Raw genomic sequence first — 17,729 nt, 5'->3', positions numbered from 1 at the left:
CCCCGCCTCGATCGCCTCCGTGGAGGTGACGGGAGCCACATGCCTCGGGTCTGTCTCGTCATTTTCCACCAGCAGATCATCCCCGGTAATCGTCGTTACTGAAGCCGTCCCGGCCGTCGCTCCAAGCGCGCTCAGGTCAATTGCCGCAGACTCCGTCCGGTCCATCCTTCGGTTGAGACAGGTCAAGATCAGCGAGCGCCTGTCTTCAGGCTCTGACCCCACACAATCAAGGTAAGGCACATCCTTGATCTCCGGCAACCGCGAGACTCCGTGCGAGATGCTGTACGTAGGGCCATCGGAAGTAACATCCAGCAGCCAGTACGGATGGCGGCTGGCATACTCGCGCAAAACCCAGTATGCAGGCGCTCCATAAACCTGGCCGCGCTTCTTCCAGATGCCGCCAAATTCCATAATTCCGGTCATGTCCGAGACCGAAACCGCATTCGAATTGCGCATCACCATGTTCAAGAAGCCTGCAGCAAACAGAGCCCCGCCAAGATTCGTAAATCGAGGTCCGGTGCGAGGTTCGGAAACCATCAGCCACTCCGTAAACGCGACCCGAGCGTTGGGGTGGCCGGACTCCTTTGCCTGCTGGACAATGGCCTGCATCCGCGGTCCGAGGCCCCACGGCAACGCCAGTGCAGCCATATCCCGGAATTCAGAGGAAGCACCTTTCAGTTGCACGTTATCGTTCACGACGAAGTGGGTAGAGATCAGATCGAACGTGTCGCGAGGGTTGGAAAGCTGCTGGGCATTCCAGTCCTTGAAGAAGTCTTCGTCCCCTCCGGTTGCGATCAGTCGCGCAGTAGGATCGACTGCCTTGACAGCCCTGCTAGTCGCCAGTGTCACAGCCGCTACACGTTGCTGCGACGGGTACCCAATCTGGAAATCGCCCCAAAGTTCATTGCCCATCTCCCATAGCAATCCGCCTTTGCCATGGTTCCAGTGCTGATCGATATAGCTTACCCAGTCCGCCGAATCCTGCGGGGTGCCGGTTCCGAGATTGAGCGCTACTTGCGGCTGTGCCCCTATGAGGCGGCAGAACTCCAGGAATTCGTTCGTCCCAAAGGTGTCGTACTCGGGAATACCCCAGGAAACATTGCGCACAGAAATCCGACGATCCTCGGGCCCGATTCCATCTTTCCAATTGTAGGCAGAGGTGAAGTTTCCCCCGAAACGTACCAAGTGTGATTGCAGATCGCGTGCCATCTGCAGCTCATCCGGATCCATCCCGTGCACAGCGTCGGCCGGCTCCAGCGAGACATTATCGATCTGTGCGCGTGCATCATTCGTAACCGAAACTACAAGATCGACAGGCGTCAGCGGGGCGACTGCACCCTTGGATAGCACGAAGCTGAACGAATACTTCGACCATGTCACGGCATCCGCTATGACGTTAGCCGACGCCAGGACATCCTCCGGATGGTCGCGCCGCCGCAGGCTCATGCGCACCTCTCCAGAGCCGCGCACATGCTTGATCATAATACTGCCGGAATACCTGAGCTCCCGATGCACGGGAAGATACACCTGCTCACGTACACCAACCTCGGCGTCAGGCAATGCCATGATCAACAGGGATTGGTTGGAGTTCCCCGCATCGTCGCGCACAGGCAGATAGCGGTTCCCCTGACGCGCGTCCAACGGCTCCCATGGAACCGGAATCCCGAGATCCGAGGCCCGCTTCAAACCGGGGCGATCACGCACCATTGTCTCCAAATTGGACGCGGACCACAGGCCATTTTCAAACGACGGATTCTCCGCGACATTGGCCCACAAGCCACCATAAATCGAGTGTCCGATTGGCTCCAGGAAGCTGCCGAAAAGCGTCGACGGCAGCACCTGTGGCGACTCGCGACTGGCGATTCGCAGATGGATCACGTGACCGTCTCCATCAGCAGAATCTGTCATCTGCCCACGAGCCGAACAATACTGCGATGCTGGCATCAGTGCTGCAAGGCTGATTGCGAACACCCAGTTGAACCGGAAGTACACAGAGCGCATGGTGAGCCTCTCTCCTCAATTGCTCAATTGTAAACGCTTCCATTAGTCAATGTGAATAGAGCCGCTTGCATGATCCGGAACGGCAGACGTGTTGGTCCATCTCGCCGAATCTATAGCTGCACGCCCGAGCGATGGATCGCCTCGATCGTCCCGCTTGCAATATGGATCCAGTTGAGAGAAGGGTTGAGTCTGCTTGATATTGCGAAGACGAGGATCTTGTTCAAAAAGGCCTTTTCCTTACATGGCGAACACATTCTGAGTTCACAACTTGCAACTCGCAATGCGCCACATTTCCACCTGTTGAGCGAGGTGTTCGATGCATGCGATCCAATTGTGTTCTACTTCCACGCTCGTGATGAAGACGTGCGCAAGTTCCCGCAGCACCTCGCTCCGAACACGAGTGGTAAGGAGAAAGCCTATTTCTTTTTGACCGCGTCCAAAGGGCGGATGCGATACACACATTTAGGTCGGCACCCCGGCGTCACCAAACAGCAACTGAGACGTGACATCGAAGAGGGCGGTGGCAGGTGGGCATTTTCGTATTCCTCGTTTAGAGAACGTTCAGGCGGAATAGCGCGCTCGCGAAGGAATATTCACCGGTTGCTTCCTCCCCATCAACGGTCTGGCGGAATACCGGTCCCGTATCTTCTTCGTCCGCCGCGCTTTTTACGAAGAGTCCGTTTAGATCGGCTTCCGAAGGTGAGACTCGCCGGAGGGTGTGTCGGAATCGAGATGCGCGAGACCGCTTGTCCTGAAGGATCGTAACGAACGATGAATCCTCCATCCCAATGCGCCGACCATAGGCACCCTTGGCTGTCCATCGTGAGGCCATCAGGAAGGGCATCGACTCGGTGGTACCGACGAAGAGGGCTGCTCCATCGAACTCGCCAGTTGCTTCATCGTAGAGGTACCGAGTGATCGTTTGGGCGAATGAATCCGTATGATAGAAGATTCTGCCGCCCAGACCGAATGCCATTCCGTTCGAACATCCAGCGGCCTCAAGCACGGGTGACATCTGCATATTGCGCTACACTAACTTGCAACTTGGGTTCAAGAGCTCGGGCAGGCCAGGGGATCCCTCGGATATGAAGTCCTCTTTTTCATGGAAAACGCTTACAGTGTTGATGTAAATACAATAGCTGCCAGAACGTGCCTTAACTCTTCTGACGCGTGAATATTGAGATGCGGATTTCAATGATGTTTCAGACGGGTTCCATCGCTCCGTGCGCCTCCCGCAGAGCTGCGAAAGCTCTTGTTTGTATTTACCTATTTTCCTTAAGTGGATGCTTCAAACCAACAAAGAAAATAGCAATTATTCCGCAGACTACGGCCGTCACTATTTGGGAAGCAGAGCATGCTGGGACACATTTCGCAATAGAAAAATCGAAGGAGCCTAATATTCAGTTGTATTGGAATGCTCCGACAAGTGAAGACGACGTCCAACAACAGGCAACTCTGATTGAAAAAGTTATCGATGAGCACTATTCTGCATTGATCCTGGCGCCGGATCAAACGCTGCCGCTGATGGCGCCTGTGCAGAAGGCTTTAAAACATGGGCTTCGGGTCGTCGTAATTGCTTCTCCGTTGACCTTGCCGGCTAGCAGAAATCTGTCCTACATTGTCAATGATGACCAAGCAAGTGGTTACATGGCCGCTATGCGAATCGGCAACATTTTGCATGGCAGCGGTCGTGTTGCAGTATTTGGAGTTACTCCGGAATCACTCAGTTCACTCGCCATCCTGCATTCATTTGAGACAACACTAGAAAATAATTACCCATCCATCATCATTTCAGAGCGGCGCTTCGGGACTCACAATGGAACCGAAGCACAACAGTCTGCCGATGAAATGCTGGCTTCGGATCACGCATTGAATGCAATATTTGCACTGTCGAGTGCTTCGTGTGACGGAGCCTTTGCTGCATTGAAGGCCCGCGGTCTTACATCACGTGTAAAGCTTATCGGCTTCGAGCAAAGCGCCGAACTGGCCAATCTGATTCGGCTTGGATTTATCGATTCCGTAATCGCCGAAAACACCTACGAGATGGGCTATCGCGCTATCCGATTGCTGACTGAACCCTCCACTTCATCTCCGCAATATATAAGGCTCCAGCCTACATTGCTTACCCGAAAAAATATTGACTCGCCCCAAACGCGACCGTTGATTAGCACTGATTGGAGCCGCCGATGAAGCAGCGGTGGCGAAACCGGATAAGTGGCCGCTCGCTCAAGATTATTTTTTGTCTCGCTTTGCTGGTCTCCAGCTGCATAATTACATGGAGACGTAGCCCGTGGTTCGGCCTTCCTTTTAGAGATGATTTCTCTTCCGGCCAGACGTCGGGATGGACCGCATACGCCGGTAACTGGACGGTCATTGGAAATGCCGTTCGGAATGACTCCGACGAGCGCGGTGCAAAGCTAATGACCGGTTCCGATCACTGGACATCGTATGCAATGGAGGCGGATCTCCAGATGCTTGGAGGGGGTGACGCCGGCATTCTGATTCGGGCCACCCACGTTGAAGAGGGCGTCGATGCATACGATGGCTACTATGCAGGTCTTCGCACGAACGATCAATCGCTCGTTCTTGGACGAGCGCAGCATGGATGGTATGAATTCCCTTTCAGTCGTATGCCTGGGGGAGTAATTCCCGGGAAGTGGTATCACCTCCGACTCGCTGCGCAAGGATGTGTTTTGAGTGCTTCAGCCACTGAGATTGGAACGAAGAATACGGCACAAATCAAGACCCTGGATCCTCAGTGTTTGAAGGCGGGAAGTGCCGGATTGCGTTCCATGGGCGCTGGCGGGCTATGGCGAAATGTTCGAATCAGTTCATTACCGGCGATCGCAGATACAACGGCGATCTTGCCCCCGGTGAGCCATCTCGCCCTCTATCCAACCAGCCAGGGGAGCGCCCCGCTGACTATTGCGACGAGTCCCGTTCAGAACAAATCGTACCGATCTTCTGCTGAATCCGTTCAAACCATTCGCTCACTCCGCTTGTTATCGATCTCCAAGCCAGCTCATGTCGTTGTTCGAGGCGCCGTGATCCTCACGGACCCTTCCCTATATGTTCAGGATTCCAGCGGCGGCGTAAAGGTCGAAACCACTCATCCCGGCCAGTTGCGAGTGGGTGATGAAGTTGAGGTAGAGGGGGACGCATATCCGGAGGGCTTGAGTGCAACCATCCGTAACTCCACCGCAAGGGTCGTGGGCGGCCTTGCGCCGATACCTCCGCTTTCAGTAACAGCGGATCAGGCTGCAAGCGGCGCTTATGACTCCATGTTCGTCGAAGTCGAGGGACGACTCATCGGCCGAATGGACTCAGTGGGCCGCAGTGTCCTCGAATTTCGCAATGGGACGCAGACATATCGAGCGCTCACTAATTCTGAAGTCACCCGCTCAGAATTCGACAGACTTGAAACGGAAAGTATTGTGCGCCTGCGGGGAGCCTGCTTGGTAAGACCGGAATATACGGGTAACACGGTCCCATTCGTCCTGATCGTCGACTCGCCTGAAAACGTGAAACTTTTGGTAGGACCTCCATGGTGGAGCGTCGAACACCTCATTTTCCTCGCTCTTGCGATGCTGGGTATGGGATTTCTCGGTCACCTGTTTTACAGCAGAGCAGAGGAATGGCGTTGGCGAGCTGTGCTTAATGAACGTGAGCGAATGGCGCACGAGATGCACGACACCCTTTCTCAGAGTTTTGCCGGAATCGGTTTTCAAATTCGAGGCATTCGCAACCGTCTTTTGCAAAGTAGCTCCCAAGTAGACCCTCACCTGCTGGATGAACTGAATACAACATCCGAACTGGTTCGTCATAGCCATGACGAAGCGAGGCGCAGCATCGCCTGCCTTCGGCCTGAAGTTTTGGAGGTGAATGGGCTCGTCTCCGCGCTTGAACAGTCGGCTCGCCGTGCTGTGGCGCGCGGCTCGGTTACAGTGCATGCCTTAAACCTCGGTGAACCCAGACCTCTTCCGCTCGGGGTGCTGGATGCACTCTTTCGGATCGCCCAGGAGGCCATTGCAAACGCGATTCATCATGGGCATCCGAAAAGCATCAAAATTTGCATGGAATATGAACGATCTTCTGTAGTCCTGATGATCGAAGATGATGGCAAAGGATTTATTCACCAGCCGGAGCGAAGCGGCTTCGGTCTTGCCGGCATGCAGAGACGCGCAGAATCAATAGACGCCATCCTTGAAATTCACAGCTCGCCCGGCAATGGATGTCGCATCATCGTTCATCTGCCCACGCCACATATTTCACTGCTTAGGCGTCTGGCCTATAGTAGATATGGAAAGCGGGAATTTAGCAGGAATGCTTAAGACATCCACTCCGATCAGAATCCTCGTCGTCGACGACCATCCAGTGGTGCGTGCTGGTCTTGCAAGGTGGCTTTCTACTTATCCTGATCTTCACGTAGTAGGTAGTGCTGCCGATGGCAACCAGGCAATTACGATGGTTTCCGAATTCGAGGTTGATATCGTTCTGCTTGATCTTCGCATGCCTCATAAGAACGGTATCGAAACGTTACTGGAATTTCGAAAACTTGGCATAGGTGTTCGAGTCATCGTGTTGACCAGCTATGAAAGCGATGAAGACATCTACCAGTCGGTCAGAGCCGGAGCTCAAGGATATCTTCTCAAGGCGTCACCCGAGGAAGACATGATTGAAGCCATCCGCACCGTCCATGCGGGCGAGCGCTACCTGCCCACCGATATTGCATCTCGCTTCGCTGAGCGCATGCCACGTGCAAGGCTTCATGCTCGTCAAGTAGAGATTCTGGATCTGGTCTCTCGCGGCATGACTGATGAGCAGGTTTCCAGTCAACTTCACATCGCCGCCCGCACTTTTTGGACGGAACTGAATGCAATTATCGGGGTATTGGGTTCGCTCGATGAGGAAGACGCTGCACCCACGCCTCGCAAACAAATTACGATTGCAGAGGTTGCGCGTAAAGCCGGCGTTTCCATGGCAACCGTGTCACGGGTCCTCAACAACTCGGGCAAACATACCGAAGAGACAAGGCGTGCCGTAATGAAAGTTGTGAAGGAGTATGACTTTCAACTCAACGGAACGGCAGCATCGCTCGCCTTGATGCGAAGCAATACACCGCGGGATTGACGTCGACTTTTTTCATTACCAACGATATCTCTTTTTTCGATCATCTCTGCAAAGCTATTGACGTCGCCGAAAAACAATACCACTTCAGCGAAGAGCAGATCATCGGGATATTGAAGCAAGGCTAGGCCGGGTGAAAACGGCGGATGTGCCGTGAACACGGGATCAGCGCGGCGATGTTCCACGGCTGGAAGCAGAGGCTCGGCGGGCTGGACGTGAGCGAGGCGCGGCGTCTGAAGGGTGCGGTCGGACAATGGGCCGGAGTTCACTTCGTGGCGCGTGATCGACTTTGCCCAGGACTGGAACGTCGGCCTGGTCAACATCGTACCGGGCGAATCGATCCAGAACGGACATGTCGAGAGCTTCCACGGCCGACTGCGAGACGAGTGCCTCAACACAAGCTAGTTCAGAGCACTGAACGATGAACGGTTACTCTATCTGCCTGGCGTGAAGGGTACAACCACGAGCGCCCCCATAGCTCGCTGGATTACCGCATCCCAAACGGCTTCCGCACACTCCTCCCAGGAAGAGGGACCATGGCCCCTCTCCCTGCGCCAATCTCAACCGTTAATACAACAGGAACTCCAGTTATGAATGGATCAGAAAAAGGGGCACGTCCCTGCGCCCTCAAAACTCCAGACGCAATTCGAGCTGGATGAGTCGGGGGCCCAGGATAGTGCCTCCGATCTGACCAAAAGTGTATGGAGTATTGCAACCCTGCCCCGGCTGGCACTCAGAACCACCATAGGGATTTGGATCTGGCGGCGCCCAATCGTGTCGGTTGAATGCATCGAGGAAACTGGCTTGAAATAGCAGATCGGATTGTTTCGGCAGAGGGAAGCGTTTATTGACGCTGAAGTCCTCCGACAGATAAGAGTGCATGCGAATGTTGCCGCTGACGCGCTCGAAGTTACCGAATGCATAGGCACCGCCGCGAGCCGCAACGGGATCGGGAAGGTTATCGTGTTGCGCGTTAGGGTCCAGAAATGCATGGCTGTTGAACATACGATCCAGTAGCGGATTGAAATGGCCGTTCTTCCAAGCCGTGCTATAAATTGGAACCGTTAGATTGTGGAGAAAATGTATTGAGCCATCGTAACCAGGGACGCCAGTAGCGGCTCCCCAGTTGATCGGCTGTCCACTCTCATACCGCTGGACTCCTCCGATCTGCCAACCACCTAGTACGGCATCTACAACTCGATTGCTGTTGGATAGGAACTTCTTGCCTCTACCAACCGGCAAGTCGTATAGATAACTCAGGACAAAGTTGTTGGGCAAGCTTTGGCTACTAATACTCTTCTCATATTTTAGGTGATTTGGGTCCTGCGCACCCGATCCCGATTGAACAAACGATGCAAAGAACGGTACAGCCGCCTCTGAATCGGTCAAAGTTTTCGAATACGTATAAGACGCCAGAAGAGTCAGGCCATGATGGAATCTTCCTTGCAGAGTGGCTTCCAGTGCATCGAAGCTGCCCGCACCTTTGTTTTCCAGCGTCTCGCCTGAATTGAAACTATAAAACTGAGGGTGAGGGCGAAGCGATTGTCCGAGGTTCTGGCTGGTCGGAAAATCGGCATAAGGAGGCGTGAAACCAGGAATGCTTGAAACTGGTTGTCCTAATTGCGCTCCGAGACCGAAGACAGATGGAGAATTTGAATTCAGAAAGTTGAATCCCGACTTCAAATGCTCGGAACGAGAACCAACATATCCTACTGTAAAAACCAGGGCCGGGCCAAATTGCTGCTGTACTTGTAGACTCCAATTCTGTACCATCCCAGGTCGTCCAAAGGAGGGAAGGATTAGGGCCGGAGAGGTGAAATTGTCCTGACCTCCATCAAGGTTAGGAGGCGCTACATAAGAAGGAAAACCTTGATCCCAATTAAACGCTTGGTCAAAACCGTTGCCGGAAAAGGATGGATTCGCAGTAAAGCCATCTACGTTTTGAACATTGAAATCTCCATGCTCCATTGGCGCGTAGAAGATTCCGTAATATCCGCGAAGAACCGTCTTCCCATCGGAGTAGGGCGCATACGAAAAGCCCACGCGGGGAGCAATGTCCTTGTCCCAGCGTTGCGCCCAGGTTTCGTTGACGTCTCCGTTCCTACCCGTGCCCTTACCGGCGAACACCAAAGCTCCAGGAAACCCATTGGCACCCGGGTTGGGAGCATTCAGATCAATATTGGATGTATTACCATTTGCATAGCGATACGGTGTATCGATGCTATAGCTCAACCCAAGATTAAGAGTTAATTGTGGAGTAGCTTTCCAATCGTCCTCAACAAAAATATTGTAATAATGCGAAATTTCCTTGAACTGGATTCTGTGGTCGGAAAGACTGCCGTTATCCACCTGTCCTAAAAGAAAACTGGCGAATGAATTACCGGTAACTGTTCCATTATTCGGAAAAGCTGACGTCTCGTTTCTTGAGAAATTGAAGGTTCCGCTTTCTCCGCTCTTGGTAAGAGGATCAAAAAGTTGGAGATACCACTGGCCGCCAAACTTGAAGCTGTGCTTTCCATGGAGCCAATCGAAACTCTCATTCACGCGATATCCATTGTCAATAACATCATTATTGGTGTTCTGGCCGAAATTGCTAATGTTGTCATTGCCGTTAAATGCAAGCTGTGGGAAGGTTGGCGCAGCTGGGGTTCCGCTAATTCCAAGCTTTGCATTCCAGTCCGTATTCCCTACCAGGGCTTCTTGTGCCGCGTTATGACTGTTGGTGCGGTTGTATCCCAGTGACAAGTTATTGAACAAGGAAGAGTTGAGGGTCCAGGTCCACCCGAAGCGAATGAAATGGGTGGTGAAAACCTGCGGACTATTTGTATCCAAAGGCAGAGGAAAGACGAGATTGACGGGAGGGTCGTTTTCTCGACTGCTGTAGCTGAAAAACAATTTATGATCTGCTCCCACGTTCTGATCAATTCGAACCGTCAAAAGTTTATTCAAATTCAGGCCGGTTGTAGTGAGAGCATAGTTCGGCGATGAAGGAGTCGCCTGGGTAAGATTGGGTGCGGGCAGAAGGGCGATGACATTATTCGTTACGGCGCTGAACCCTTGAGTAATCTTATTGTTAAGAAATGGCGAACGGCATGTAACAGGGCCACTACCCGTCAACACCGTTTGTTGTGTAGAGGGATCGAATATTTGACCAGTAACGATCGGCTGCCCCGTACAAGGATTGATAGTGCCGGTGGGAGATCCTAGACGATCTGAGAAGTCCCCAGTGAGCCATGCAGGGTCCGGAACAAAGGATTGATTGGTCGCACTTTGATGCTGGTCGAACCGCTCCCACGACACGAAAAAGAATGTTCGATTATGACCGTTATATAACTTTGGAATCCAAACAGGCCCGCCGATATAACCTCCGAAATCATTTTTCTTGTCGAGCGGTGTAGCAAACAAAGCGCGATTCGCTGGAGTATCCGGCTGAGTCGCCAAATTTAGATTGTTAAACCAGGTATTCGCATTTAAATCAGTGTTCTGCAAGAAATCGTACAAGCCGCCGTGAAATTTATTTGTTCCACTTTTGGTAGTAAAGAGCTCTATACCGCCCGTCGTGCGGCCGTACTCCGCCGATGGGCTGGAAAGGACGACATTGAACTCTTGAATGGCGTCGACGGAGGGAGAAGTCTCATCGAAGGTCGACCCATTTTCTGAGCGAAAGGTATCCGCTCCGTCTAGCAGAACTTCGCTGCCGAAGCCCTGACTTCCGGAGATTTTTGAGTTGTATCCCGGAGTTGCAGTGCCGCCGCCGACTCCATTGCCACCCGTACCGAACGCCACCGTTCCCGGTAATAGATAGGTAAACGCTTCCGGCGCGCGAGTACCTTTCATGCCGCCCAGAACAAGCGGCAAATTCTCAATCTGCGTGGCGTTGATGACGCCTGAAATAACCGAGCTGTCGGTCTGAACGACAACAGCATTCGCATCGACGCTCACCGTTTCGTTGGTCCCTCCAACTGTCAGATGCACATCGAGTGGAGTCAGGTTAGCGATGTTGATCACGACCTGATGGTAGCTCGTCTCCTTAAATCCGTGCCCTGAGGCTCGAACGGTATAGCTGCCAACGGCCATCCCCGAAAAGCGATAAAGCCCGGCCCCGTCCGATGAAGTGCTATAGGTTGTTCCAGTGGAATCACCTATCGCGATGATCTTTGCGTTCGGAACAACAGCGCCCGAAGGATCGTAAACGGTGCCGGCTAGAACGCCACTATTCGTTTGAGCCCAAACTGTTTTACCGAGTACTAAAATAGCAAAACACAAGAACAGACCGGTAAACCCAACTCTAACGAATCGCTCTAATTTCATATTTGACCTCTCCCAAAAATTCTTCAGCCACGTTTTTCCGGCGCTACTTGAACGAAGATGGAAGCGCTTACAAAAGCTACCATAGAAATCCCATGAACAAACTCAGCCTGAGGCCACTTTTGGCGTCACCTGAACTCAACAAACTTGCCGGTCTTTCAGGGGGTACTGTTCGCATCCCCCGGAGGAGCGGATTTTCCTGATGAATCTTGCTCCGCTTTCTCATGCTGCTTCTTCAACTCTTCGAAGTTCTGCGCAGTAGCTGCATCCGACTGCTGCTTCAGCTTCTGAAATTCTGCCAACGCCGCTCGTGCTTCGTCATTCTTCTGCAGATGACGATATCCGATCGCCAATTGGTACCACGATCGTTGCGCCAGATCCGTTCCGCTCGCACCAGCCTCATTCGCTAACTGAATTGCCTGCTGAAAGCGCGGTACAGCATCGGCTGCATTACCCAAAGCCATTTCACCGCGACCGAGATAATAATTTGCATCTGCAATCGCAGGATCTATCGTGAGTGCCTTTCGCAGAAGTGGAACTCCTTGTCCGGGTTTGTCGCGATCTACATACAAACTGCCCAAATAATAGAGGGCCATCGGATTATCCGGATTGAGTTCCACTTCCTTAGCGAACTGCGCTTCAGCCAGATCTAGTTGCGAACCTTTCCAATACTCTGTGCCGAGATTCTCGTATAACTCCGCTTCATCGGGAGCTTGCTGGATAGCAAGCTGGTACTCCGCAATCGCTTGAACGTGTCGATCTGACTCCGCAAATGCCTGCGCCAGCACCTGATGGACCCGCCAGGAATTTGGATCGAGGTGATACATCTCTTCGTAACTCTTTTGCGAGAGAAGCAGCGCTGCTCGGCCGCGATTATAAAGAATATCGGAATCTTTCGGTGCGATCTTTGCTGCCTTATCCAGTACCTCCACCGCAGCTTGAGGGTCGTTCGTAGCCTCATCCACAATGCCCAGCCACATGAGAGCTTTGGAGTTTAAGGGAGAGAGAGCAACTTCGCGATTCAAGGCGATCTTCGCTTCACTGAATTTATCTTCGCGATAATAGGCAATGCCTAGAAAAAGATTCGCACCCTTCAATGTGGGCTTCAACCTGAGAGCAGACTGAAGTGAACCGATCTCATCGGTACTCCTTCCCATCCGCTCCTGCACTAGCGCGAGATTCATATATCCTTCCGCAAACCGTGGATGAAGCTTTAGCGCTTCAATAAAATCCTGCTCAGCCTTGTCCAGCGCACCCGCGCGAAATGCATTAACGCCATCCGTAAATCTTGTTTCAAACTGTTCATTCTGAAGCGCTACCGATCCCTGACTGTAGCCGGGAATAGCGAGAACTAAGAATAACGCCATCCAAACCATCAGCCATGTCGTGTAACCGCTTCCATTTACCCCGAGTGACATTGACAACGCAGCATACTGAGCTACGATTTGCTTTGTCAAGCGAATTCTGGACACCCTTCCAAACCCAGTAAACCCAGCAAAATGAGTCAAAGAACAATCCCCTTCCCCTCGGACACAGTAAAAATCCGATCAACCGCAGGTACAGAGACCTTTTCCTTCGCCCCACTCGGCCAGTGGATTTCGACCTGATCGATTACGGTGGCGTCTCCTAACCCAAAATGAACGCGTTGATCGTTGGACGAGGCATAACTGCCGCCGCTCAGCACGTCCTCACGCTGTCGCGTACCGCCGGCAGTCAGATAGACTGTCGCACCAACGGCGTCACGAGGACTTTTGGGGCCACCAACAAGCTTCAACTCGACCCAGTGGTGCTTATTCGAATCGACATTCCGCAGCAAAACCGGCGCGTGGTCAATAACGTTCATCACTACGTCGATTTTGCCGTCATTGAACAGATCGCCAATCGCGGCTCCACGCGCGGGTACCACCACGGCCAGTCCTGTACCTACCACGGCTGGAACGACCTCGAACTTTTGCCCTTGAATGTTACGGAACAGCAAGGGGCGCTGGGCGAAAGTAGTTCCCCAATCGCTCTTGTCTACGGCCGGATAGACGTGCCCGTTCGCGAAAAAAAGATCCTTCCAGCCGTCATTGTCATAATCGAAAATCGCGTCTCCCCAGCTAAGAAATGGAATGCTGACATCTGCGATTCCCACAAGATGGCTGACATCGGTGAAATTGCCGGTGCCATCATTTTCGTAGAGCACTTTGTAGTCGTCAGAAAAAGTGCTGTCTGATAGGTCTACGTGTCCGTTATTACGAAAGTCTCCCACCCCAATGCCCATCGATGCGGTTTCGCGTCCATCCTCATTCAGCGCATACCCCGAGAGATAGCTGTCATCTTCAAAGGTTCCATTGCCCTTGTTGATGTAGAGATAATTCGGAGTCGAATCATTGTCTACCACGAGGTCCACCTTGCCATCGCCATTCACATCGAGAAACACGCTTGCCAGGCCATAATATCCCTTCGCGTCGCTCACTCCGGCCTTCTCGCTTACATCAGTAAAGGTGCCATCTCCATTGTTATGAAAAAGGTGATCGTGTTCCCCCTTAAGACCGCGAGGACCGCACATCACATTCAGGCCGCGGAACTGGCAGGATTGATAAGCGACCTCCTTTGAGCCCGGTGCAGGCGGACGGTCAAAATCGTACTGCGCATATCCGGGAACAAAGAGATCAAGCTTACCGTCTCCATCGTAATCGCCGAAAGTCGCTCCGGTTGACCATCCACCCAGTTGAACTCCTGCCTTCTCAGCTACATCTGTGAAGGTGCCATTGTGATTGTTGTGATATAGACGGTTCTTACCAAAGTTGGAAACATAGAGATCCGGCCAGCCGTCGTTATCGAAGTCGCCAACGACGGCACCAAAGCCCCATCGATCGTTGGTCACGCCCGCCTGCGCCGCAACGTCGGTAAAGGTCCCATCATGATTGTTATGAAAAAGCGCGGCGTGCGGCGGCGTAGCCTTCCCCGCAATCGCATCATAGGTCGATCCGTTAACAAGGTAGATGTCCAGCCACCCGTCATTGTCGTAATCGAGCAGTGCGACACCGGAGCCGTTCGTCTCAATTATGAATTTCTTCTCCGGCGTTCCCATAGTGTGCTTCCACCAAGCTAGTCCCGCTTGTTTGGTCACATCTTCAAAAACAACAGGCCCGCTTTTGACGAAACCTCCCGCCGTAATGGGCCGATGTTCATCATCAAGCACCGATGCATGGGCGCCTGCGGTGCTCATCCCTCCCCCAGCTTCCTTCTGGTCAGCGGGAACAGCCGCATTCTGGCTGAGGCAACACATATTGACCACGAGGAGCACCGCTACACACGCCTTGGCACAGAGTCCACTCGACGGATTCGATAGCGTTTTTTGAGGTTTCATATCGCCGCCAGCGTAACAGTTCGATTCAATGACTACCTCGCGTCCATTCGATCACTACCGTGCTCGTCGACGAGCCAGGGCAGCTTGCGGAGAGTGGGTCCCATGCCTGATGGAAATCTCTTTTTAGAGCATAAGCCTGCGAATTTACCAACTGTAAGCGATTCCACGATTATGCCATATACTATCTTCACTCAACATGGCACGTCTATCTTTGCAGTGCGCGAAGCGACTCCATACGCTCGCCCGGACGGCAGCTTTCACCTGCTACCTCTTGTCTTCTATGCTGATCGGGCGAGCCGCAGCGCAAACCTCGCAAGCAGAAAAGCCATCTACGGAGGCCATACGTGCGTTGCTTGCACATGACAACGATGCCCAAGCTGAAGCATTGCTTCGCGCCGGTCTTGCTCAAAATGCATATTCCGCCGAGTGGCATTTCCTTCTTGGATATGCTCTGTTCGCGGAACATAAAGCCGAGGATTCCCTTTCGGAGTACACTCTCGCGTCCCATCTTGGAGCACCTTCTCCAGAAGACCTGCGCTGCGTCGCTCTCGACTATGTGTTGTTAGGCGATTATGCCGACGCAGACCACTGGCTGACCTACTCCCTTACCGCGAACAATGCAAATGCAGAGGCATGGTATGACCTTGGTCGCGTGCGCTATACCGAGGGTCAGTATGAGAGTGCGCGCGACAGCTTTCTGCGATCGCTCAGTCTTTTGCCGCGAAGCGTCAAGGCCGAGGACAATCTCGGGCTCGCCTATCAAGAGCTTCACCAACCAGACGAAGCCATTGCAGCTTTTCGGCAGGCCATCGCTTGGCAGGCGGGTGCGGAACATTCCAGCGAACAGCCGTTGCTCAATCTGGCTTCGCTACTTGCCGATCGCGATCAACTCGACGAAGCGGTAAGTTTGCTTCACCAGGCGTTAATCATCGCTCCTAAAAACTCCAGTGCACATCGAGAGCTGGGAATCCTCTATTCCCGCCAGAATGATTGGAAGCAGTCGCAGACCGAGTTCGAGCAGGCGGTAGCCGCCGATCCTGAGAATGCATCCCTGCATTTTCTGCTGGGGCGGGCCTGTCAGAGGCTCGGCGATGCGACCAAGGCTCACGAGGAATTCGCGCAGGCCAAAGCACTCGCCTGGCAATCGAATACTGTTTCCGCTCACTAAGTTGTTATTTTGTGGCCACACGGGCTGTAGGCTCATCTATTTCGATGAATCGATCTCCGGCAACGTTCTTCAACGTTTGTAAGGTCCCGCTTGGCCACCGCACTTCCACGGTCTTTGCTTCTTTATCCAGACCAAGCCCGAAATGAACGCGCCGATCGTTCGCCGAAAGATAGCCGCCTGCCGTCGAAACTGTCTCCATCTGCATACCCGCCGAAGTGCTGATTTTTATCTCGGCTCCGATCCCGTCACGATCGCTTCTGTGACCCACCAGTTTGACGCCGAGCCAGTGGTTCGGGGTCGAGGTCACATTGCGCAGGATGTAGGCTGGTCCATCATTGGTCGTCACCACGACATCCACATGACCATCGTTCCAGATATCACCCGTCGCCAGGCCCCGGCCAACCCATGCCTGATGAAAGGGTCCGCCTGACTGCGCAGAGACGTCCGTAAAGGACTTGCCGCCATCGTTGCGCAGTAGCAGCATGGGTTCTTTGTAGTGAAGCGTAGGGAACGTCAACTCGATGTTATCGATGTCGTGCCCTTGTGCAATGATGAGGTCTTTCCACCCATCATTGTCATAGTCCAACGCGCTAATACCCCAACCGGAATGCATCAGTGTCGCTCGACTAACCCCGCTCAGATCGCTCGAATAAGAAAAGGAGCCATCGTTGTTATTTTCGTAAAACGCGTACTTCTGATTTGCCAGGTCCGTTACGAACAGACCCGGGTGACTGTTATTGGTGAAATCCGAGAACACCACGCCCATCCCCGCATAGGTTCGTCCGTCGCCATCAACGGCGATGCCCGCAGTCAGGCCTTCCTCCTCAAAAGTTCCGTTGCCCTTGTTGTGATAGAGAAACTCCATCATCGAGTCATTTGCTACAAAGATATCCATGTGGCCGTCATGGTCATAGTCCGCGATCGCTATACCCAGGCCTTTCCCCGGATTCGCCAACCCCACCTTGGCAGCCTCTTCAGTAAAATGACCGTTCCCGTCATTATGAAATACCAGGGCAGATACAGATTTGAAAAGATCGGGATGGCAGTACGCGCGATAGCCGTCACGATGCTCGCCGCACCATATCTCCGTGAACTTCCAATCCATGTAACGCAGCACCACGAGATCGAGCAATCCGTCATTATCCAGATCGATCCATGCAGCCGATGTCGACCAGCCATCTCCTCCAGTACCGGAGGCCGCAGTCACATCGGTAAATGTTCCATTCCCGTTGTTGTGGTAAAGGTGGTTACCCCCATAGCCCGTTACATATAAGTCTTCATAACCGTCATTGTCGTAATCTGCAACGGCGACGCCCATGTCATAGCCGCTGCCGGCAAGACCTGCTTTCTCCGTCACATCTTCGAACGTACCGTCGGGCTTCTGATGATAGAAGCGGTTCCAGTCTTTCGGTCCGGACTTTTTCGGGATCCCATCCATTGGCGTGGCGTCGGACAGGGCCGCTCCGTTGGCAAAAAAGATGTCCAGACGACCGTCGTTATCTGCATCGAACAGCGCCACTCCGGACCCCATGGTTTCTATCAGATATTTTCTGGAGGTATGGTAAGCCTGTCCTGCAAAATGAACGTTGCTCGCCTGCGTCACATCGATGAAGCTGCCGGGCTGCACCATATTTGTCGATGCCGTCGGCGTCGGGCTCGTTTCGCCGACGGGCGACTGGGCAAGCGTGGCGATACCGACCCCGACAAAAACAAATGCAACCAACCGGATAACGGCAATCTTCGCCGTCAGGATTTGCAAGATAAATACCC

At 53.0% G+C, this 17,729-nt stretch carries 10 protein-coding genes and 3 pseudogenes; 7 read left to right on the top strand and 6 right to left on the bottom strand.

Annotation, left to right across the window (positions count from 1 at the left end):
• Both GSQ80_RS17340 and GSQ80_RS17335 read right to left on the bottom strand, forming a co-directional pair.
• On the bottom strand, window positions 1-2,001 hold a 2,001-nt coding region (locus tag GSQ80_RS17340), incomplete at its 3' end, for an alpha-L-arabinofuranosidase C-terminal domain-containing protein (protein ID WP_158788935.1).
• Window positions 2,002-2,615: 614 nt separating this feature from the next.
• Window positions 2,616-2,977 (bottom strand): annotated as a pseudogene (locus GSQ80_RS17335) (SMP-30/gluconolactonase/LRE family protein).
• A gap of 194 nt (window positions 2,978-3,171) precedes the next feature.
• Here GSQ80_RS17335 and GSQ80_RS17330 point away from each other — a divergent pair.
• The 6 genes and pseudogenes from GSQ80_RS17330 to GSQ80_RS23965 all read left to right on the top strand — a co-directional run.
• Window positions 3,172-4,191: a substrate-binding domain-containing protein gene (locus GSQ80_RS17330; RefSeq protein WP_158788933.1), complete on the top strand. Its 1,020-nt coding sequence runs from the start codon at window positions 3,172-3,174 to the stop codon at window positions 4,189-4,191.
• Complete coding sequence (locus GSQ80_RS17325) at window positions 4,188-6,332, top strand: histidine kinase (RefSeq protein WP_158788932.1); 2,145 nt, start codon at window positions 4,188-4,190, stop codon at window positions 6,330-6,332. Before GSQ80_RS17330 ends, GSQ80_RS17325 begins: the two co-directional genes overlap by 4 nt.
• The gene (locus GSQ80_RS17320; RefSeq protein ID WP_158788931.1) at window positions 6,325-7,131 is read left to right on the top strand and encodes a response regulator transcription factor; all 807 of its coding nucleotides are present in this window, start codon (window positions 6,325-6,327) and stop codon (window positions 7,129-7,131) included. The genes GSQ80_RS17325 and GSQ80_RS17320 overlap by 8 nt, the downstream gene beginning before the upstream one ends.
• Window positions 7,132-7,187: 56 nt before the next feature.
• Window positions 7,188-7,367 (top strand): annotated as a pseudogene (locus GSQ80_RS23970) (transposase); the annotation flags it as partial.
• A 1-nt stretch (window position 7,368) separates the two neighbouring features.
• Window positions 7,369-7,533: an integrase core domain-containing protein gene (locus GSQ80_RS17315; RefSeq protein WP_158788930.1), complete on the top strand. Its 165-nt coding sequence runs from the start codon at window positions 7,369-7,371 to the stop codon at window positions 7,531-7,533.
• 32 nt (window positions 7,534-7,565) lie between these two features.
• Window positions 7,566-7,787: pseudogene (locus GSQ80_RS23965) on the top strand (integrase core domain-containing protein); the annotation flags it as partial.
• Here the strand turns inward: GSQ80_RS23965 and GSQ80_RS17305 are convergent.
• From GSQ80_RS17305 to GSQ80_RS17295, 3 genes are all read right to left on the bottom strand, one after another.
• A complete protein-coding gene (locus GSQ80_RS17305) occupies window positions 7,756-11,439 on the bottom strand; it encodes a TonB-dependent receptor (protein WP_158788929.1) in 3,684 nt (1,227 codons plus the stop codon). The pseudogene GSQ80_RS23965 and the gene GSQ80_RS17305 sit on opposite strands and share 32 nt — an antisense overlap.
• A 155-nt stretch (window positions 11,440-11,594) precedes the next feature.
• A complete protein-coding gene (locus tag GSQ80_RS17300; protein ID WP_158788928.1) occupies window positions 11,595-12,893 on the bottom strand; it encodes a tetratricopeptide repeat protein in 1,299 nt (432 codons plus the stop codon).
• Between the two features lie 47 nt (window positions 12,894-12,940).
• Window positions 12,941-14,650, bottom strand: coding sequence for a CRTAC1 family protein (locus GSQ80_RS17295; protein ID WP_254059729.1), 1,710 nt, complete (start codon window positions 14,648-14,650; stop codon window positions 12,941-12,943).
• A 337-nt stretch (window positions 14,651-14,987) separates the two neighbouring features.
• Here GSQ80_RS17295 and GSQ80_RS17290 point away from each other — a divergent pair, with 337 nt between their 5' ends.
• Complete coding sequence (locus GSQ80_RS17290; protein ID WP_158788926.1) at window positions 14,988-15,959, top strand: tetratricopeptide repeat protein; 972 nt, start codon at window positions 14,988-14,990, stop codon at window positions 15,957-15,959.
• A 4-nt stretch (window positions 15,960-15,963) separates the two neighbouring features.
• On the opposite strand, the gene GSQ80_RS17285 is transcribed toward GSQ80_RS17290, so the two are convergent.
• A complete protein-coding gene (locus tag GSQ80_RS17285) occupies window positions 15,964-17,718 on the bottom strand; it encodes a CRTAC1 family protein (RefSeq protein WP_254059728.1) in 1,755 nt (584 codons plus the stop codon).
• Window positions 17,719-17,729 lie beyond the last annotated feature (11 nt).

The sequence above is a fragment of the Granulicella sp. L46 genome (assembly GCF_009765785.1).
Classification (GTDB): Bacteria; Acidobacteriota; Terriglobia; order Terriglobales; family Acidobacteriaceae; genus Granulicella.
This window is presented reverse-complemented; position numbering and strand designations above follow the sequence as displayed.

What these genes read in the sequence shown, in the direction of transcription:
- GSQ80_RS17325 (WP_158788932.1), top strand. Translation starts at nt 4,188, where the DNA reads ATGAAGCAGCGGTGGCGAAACCGGATAAGTGGCCGCTCGCTCAAGATT.
- GSQ80_RS17320 (WP_158788931.1), top strand. Translation starts at nt 6,325, where the DNA reads ATGCTTAAGACATCCACTCCGATCAGAATCCTCGTCGTCGACGACCAT.
- GSQ80_RS17305 (WP_158788929.1), bottom strand. Translation starts at nt 11,439, where the DNA reads ATGAAATTAGAGCGATTCGTTAGAGTTGGGTTTACCGGTCTGTTCTTG.
- GSQ80_RS17295 (WP_254059729.1), bottom strand. Translation starts at nt 14,650, where the DNA reads ATGAGCACCGCAGGCGCCCATGCATCGGTGCTTGATGATGAACATCGG.
- GSQ80_RS17290 (WP_158788926.1), top strand. Translation starts at nt 14,988, where the DNA reads ATGGCACGTCTATCTTTGCAGTGCGCGAAGCGACTCCATACGCTCGCC.